The sequence below is a fragment of the Paenibacillus taichungensis genome, from assembly GCF_003287275.1.
Lineage (GTDB): Bacteria > Bacillota > Bacilli > Paenibacillales > Paenibacillaceae > Paenibacillus > Paenibacillus taichungensis_A.
In genome coordinates this window covers 1-351 of sequence record NZ_QEVW01000040.1, presented here as the reverse complement: position 1 = coordinate 351, position 351 = coordinate 1, and the positions used below count along the sequence as shown (strand labels likewise).

The 351-nt window shown below is 61.8% G+C and carries 1 protein-coding gene; it reads left to right on the top strand.

Going from position 1 to position 351, the window contains the following annotated elements; genetic code table 11:
* Positions 1-351, top strand: a 351-nt coding sequence (locus DC345_RS31140) for a hypothetical protein (protein WP_181586803.1), incomplete at both ends; no start/stop codon positions are given.

The window sequence follows — 351 nt, the reverse complement described above, 5'->3', positions numbered from 1 at the left end:
TAACCGGAACGGGAACAACCGGAGCTACGGGAGCAACGGGTCTTACTGGGGTAACGGGTGCGACAGGCGCAACCGGAACCGGGGCTACAGGAGCAACTGGTGTAACAGGATTTACTGGTGAAACCGGCGCAACCGGAATAGGAGTGACCGGGGCTACAGGCGCCGCAGGAGCAACGGGTTTAACTGGGGTAACAGGAGCGACAGGAGCCACCGGGACGGGGACAACAGGCGCCACTGGAGCCACCGGCGCGACAGGATCTATGGGTGTAACTGGCGTGACCGGAGCAACGGGTCTTACCGGTGAAACAGGTGTTACAGGCGCAACCGGAGTAGGAGTCACCGGAACCACGG